The following is a 3939-nucleotide window of genomic DNA, read 5'->3' as shown; positions in this document are numbered from 1 at the left end:
GACGCCGTCGGCCAGGCGCGCGCCACCACCGAACGCGTCAGCGAACTGTCCAAGGCCGCGTCCCGCATCGGCGACGTCGTCGAGCTGATCAACACCATCGCCGGCCAGACCAATCTGCTGGCGTTGAATGCGACCATCGAAGCGGCACGTGCCGGTGAAGCCGGCCGCGGCTTCGCGGTGGTGGCCTCCGAGGTCAAGGCGCTCGCCGAGCAGACCGCGAAGGCGACCGGCGAGATCGGCCAGCAGATCTCCGGCATCCAGGCGGCGACCAACGATTCGGTTGGCGCCATCAAGGAGATCTCCTCGACCATCGAGCGTCTCTCGGAGATATCGTCGGCGATCGCAGCGGCGGTGGAAGAGCAGGGCGCGGCGACGCAAGAGATCGCCCGCAACGTGCAGCAGGCCGCGCAGGGCACGCAGCGGGTCTCCTCCAACATCACCGACGTGCAGCGTGGCGCGACCGAGACCGGCACGGCCTCCTCACAGGTGCTGTCGGCGGCGCAAATGCTGTCGAACGACTCGGGCCGGCTGAAGAGCGAGGTCAGCAAATTCCTGACCAACGTGCGCGCGGCGTAAATCCTTCGCGAACACCATCGTTGCGAGAAAGCGAGCGGCGCCAAAAGCGCCGCTCGCTTTTCTTTTCGTCATCGGTAGCATGATCGCAGGTACTGTCGGCGGCGCAGATGCTGTCGCGCGATTCCAATCGTCTCAAGCTCGAGTCGGCAAGTTCCTGAACTCCGTCCGCGCCGCGTGAGGCTGACGCACGCATGGCTGCGATGTCGATTTCGCAGTGCGGTAGCATGGAAGTGAATGCGGGATAGCCGCGAGCCATTGGCGTTTCCGCCGGTGCTCAGGTAAAGGGAAAAGGGATCCCCGTGGGGACGGATTTCTTCCTTGCTTGACCCGGATTTGCCTGGCGCATGATTGCTCTGGTCCGTATTGCCCTGAGCCGGCCCTATACGTTCGTCGTGCTCGCGCTTCTGCTGCTGATCATCGGACCGCTCGCTGCTCTGCGGACGCCGACTGACATCTTTCCGGACATCCGCATTCCCGTGATCGGCGTGGTCTGGCAGTACACCGGCCTGCCGCCGGACCAGATGTCCGGCCGTATCACGACGCCATTCCAGCGTGCGCTGACGACGACGGTCAATGACATCGAGCACATCACGGCCAATTCCTACAACGGCTTTGGCATCATCAAGATCTTCTTCCAGCCCAACGTCGACATCCGCACCGCCAACGCGCAGGTCACCGCGATCTCGCAGACGTTGATCAAGCAGATGCCGCCGGGCGCGACGCCGCCCTTGATCCTGAACTACTCGGCGTCCACCGTGCCGATCATCCAGGTGGCGCTGTCGGGCGACGGCCTCACCGAGCAGAACCTCGCCGATATCGGCATCAACCAGCTCCGCACGCCGCTGGTCACCGTGCCCGGCGCCGCGATCCCCTATCCGTTCGGCGGCAAGCAACGCCAGGTCCAGATCGATCTCGATCCCACCGCGCTCCAGGCCCGCGGCCTGTCCGGCCAGGACGTCGCCAATGCGCTCGCGGCCCAGAACCTGATCACGCCGGTCGGCACCCAGAAGATCGGCCAGTTCGAATACAACATCCAGCTCAACAATTCGCCGCTGAAAATCGACGAACTCGGCAACCTGCCGATCAAGACCGTCAACGGCGCAATGGTCTATGTGCGCGATGTCGCGACCGTGCGCGACGGCAATCCGCCGCAAACGAACATCGTCCACGTCGACGGCAACCGCTCCGTGCTGATGATGGTGCTGAAGGCGGGCGCGACTTCGACGCTCGATATCATCGCCGGCATCAAGCAGAAGGTCATCGACGTCAAGGACCAGCTCCCCGACGCGCTCAAGATCGGCTTCATCGGCGACCAGTCGGTGTTCGTCCGTGGCGCGATTCAAGGCGTCGCGGTCGAGGGCGTGATCGCGGCGCTGCTCACCAGCGTCATGATCCTGTTGTTCCTCGGCAGCTGGCGCTCCACGATCATCATCGCGGTCTCGATCCCGCTGTCGGTGCTCGGCGCCATCATCATGCTGTCGGCGATCGGCGAGACGCTGAACATCATGACGCTCGGCGGCCTCGCGCTCGCGGTCGGCATCCTCGTCGACGACGCCACCGTGACCATCGAGAACATCAACTACCATCTGGAGCAGGGCAAGCCGGTCGAGCAGTCGATCCTCGACGGCGCCAACCAGATCGTGACGCCGGCCTTCGTGTCGCTGCTGTGTATCTGCATCGTGTTCGTGCCGATGTTCTTCCTCACCGGCGTCGCCCGCTTCCTGTTCGTGCCGATGGCCGAAGCCGTGATGTTCGCGATGATCTGGTCGTTCATCCTGTCGCGCACGCTGGTGCCGACCATGGCGAACTATCTGTTGAAGGCGCATGTCCATCACGAGGGCGGGCCGCCGAGATCACGCAATCCCTTTGTCTGGTTCCAGCGCGGCTTCGAGGCGCGGTTCGAGCGCATCCGCGGCGGCTATCATGACTTCCTCGGGCTCGCGCTGGCGCACCGTGCGGTGTTCGTGATCGGCTTCATCTGTGTCGTCGGCCTGTCCTTCGCGCTGGTGCCGTTCCTCGGTCGCAACTTCTTTCCCGCGGTCGATGCCGGCAACATCCTGATGCATGTCCGCACGCAAGTCGGCACCCGCGTCGAGGAGACCGCCAACCAGCTCGCCGACGTGCAGAAAGCGGTCCGCAAGCTGATCCCGGGCGAGATCGAGACCATGACCGACAATATCGGCATGCCGATCTCCGGTATCAACATGACCTACAACAACACCGGCGTGATCGGTCCGCAGGACGGCGACATCCAGATCAAGCTGAAAGAGGGCCACAAGCCGACCGAGGAGCACGTCAAGGTGCTGCGCGAGCAATTGCCGCGGTTGTTCCCCGGCGTCAGCTTCGCGTTCCTGCCGGCTGACATCGTCAGCCAGATCCTGAACTTCGGGGCGCCGGCGCCGATCGACCTGCAGATCCGCGGCGCCAACCTTGCCGCCAACTTCGCTTACGCCAACAATTTGCTGGCCAAGGTCCGCAGGATCCCCGGCGTTGCCGATGCCCGCATCCAGCAATCGCCGAACGCGCCGACCTTCAACATCGATGTCGATCGCACCCGCGCACAATATGTCGGTCTGACCGAGCGCGACGTCACCAACAGCCTCGTGGTCAATCTCGCCGGCTCCTCACAGGTGGCGCCGACCTATTACCTCAACCCCGACAACGGCGTGTCTTACTCGATCGTGATGCAGACGCCGCAATACCAGATCGACTCGCTCAGCGCGCTGCAGACGCTGCCGATCACCGCGGCCGGCAATGCGCAGTCGCCGATCCTCGGCGGCATTGCCGACATCAAGCGATCGGCCTCGAGCGCGGTGGTCTCGCAATACGACATCCAGTCGATGGTGCAGATCTTTGCGACGACCTCGGGCCGCGATCTCGGCGCGGTCGCCGCGGACATCCGACAGGTAATCGCCGACACCGCCAAGGAAGTGCCGAAGGGCTCCTCCGTCGTGCTGCTCGGCCAGGTGCAGACCATGAACAGCGCTTTCACCGGCCTGTTGTTCGGTCTGCTGGGTGCGGTCGTGCTGATCTATTTCCTGATCGTTGTGAACTTCCAGTCCTGGTCCGATCCGTTCGTGATCATCACCGCCCTGCCGGCCGCGCTCGCCGGCATCGTCTGGATGCTGTTCACGACCGGGACCACGCTGTCGGTCCCGGCGCTGACGGGCGCCATCATGTGCATGGGCGTTGCCACCGCCAACAGCGTGCTCGTGATCTCCTTCGCGCGCGAGCGCTACGAGGCGCTCGGCGGTTCCTGTTCGTGATCATGATGCTCGACGTCGACTTCCTCGAGCTGCGCGAGGGCTTCATCGAGTACCTGCCGGTCGGCCTCGTGATCGGCGGCATCTTCCTGTTCGAGCT

The 3939-nt window shown here is 64.0% G+C and carries 2 protein-coding genes and 2 pseudogenes; 3 read left to right on the top strand and 1 reads right to left on the bottom strand.

Translation table 11 applies throughout. The features are described from left to right. The coding region (locus MOV75_RS29765; RefSeq protein WP_247007108.1) for a methyl-accepting chemotaxis protein at positions 1–576 on the top strand (576 nt) is incomplete at its 5' end. Here the strand turns inward: MOV75_RS29765 and MOV75_RS29760 are convergent. Continuing rightward, positions 542–832: a hypothetical protein gene (locus tag MOV75_RS29760; protein ID WP_246926796.1), complete on the bottom strand. Its 291-nt coding sequence runs from the start codon at positions 830–832 to the stop codon at positions 542–544. The genes MOV75_RS29765 and MOV75_RS29760 overlap by 35 nt on opposite strands. Before the next feature lie 88 nt (positions 833–920). Here MOV75_RS29760 and MOV75_RS29755 point away from each other — a divergent pair. Together MOV75_RS29755 and MOV75_RS29750 are read left to right on the top strand one after the other, a co-directional pair. After that, a pseudogene (locus MOV75_RS29755) lies at positions 921–3827 on the top strand (efflux RND transporter permease subunit); the annotation flags it as partial. Between the two features lie 2 nt (positions 3828–3829). Further along, a pseudogene (locus tag MOV75_RS29750) lies at positions 3830–3939 on the top strand (NADH-quinone oxidoreductase subunit J); the annotation flags it as partial.

This window comes from Bradyrhizobium sp. PRIMUS42 (assembly GCF_023006515.1).
In the GTDB taxonomy this organism is placed as follows: domain Bacteria; phylum Pseudomonadota; class Alphaproteobacteria; order Rhizobiales; family Xanthobacteraceae; genus Bradyrhizobium.
This window is presented reverse-complemented; position numbering and strand designations above follow the sequence as displayed.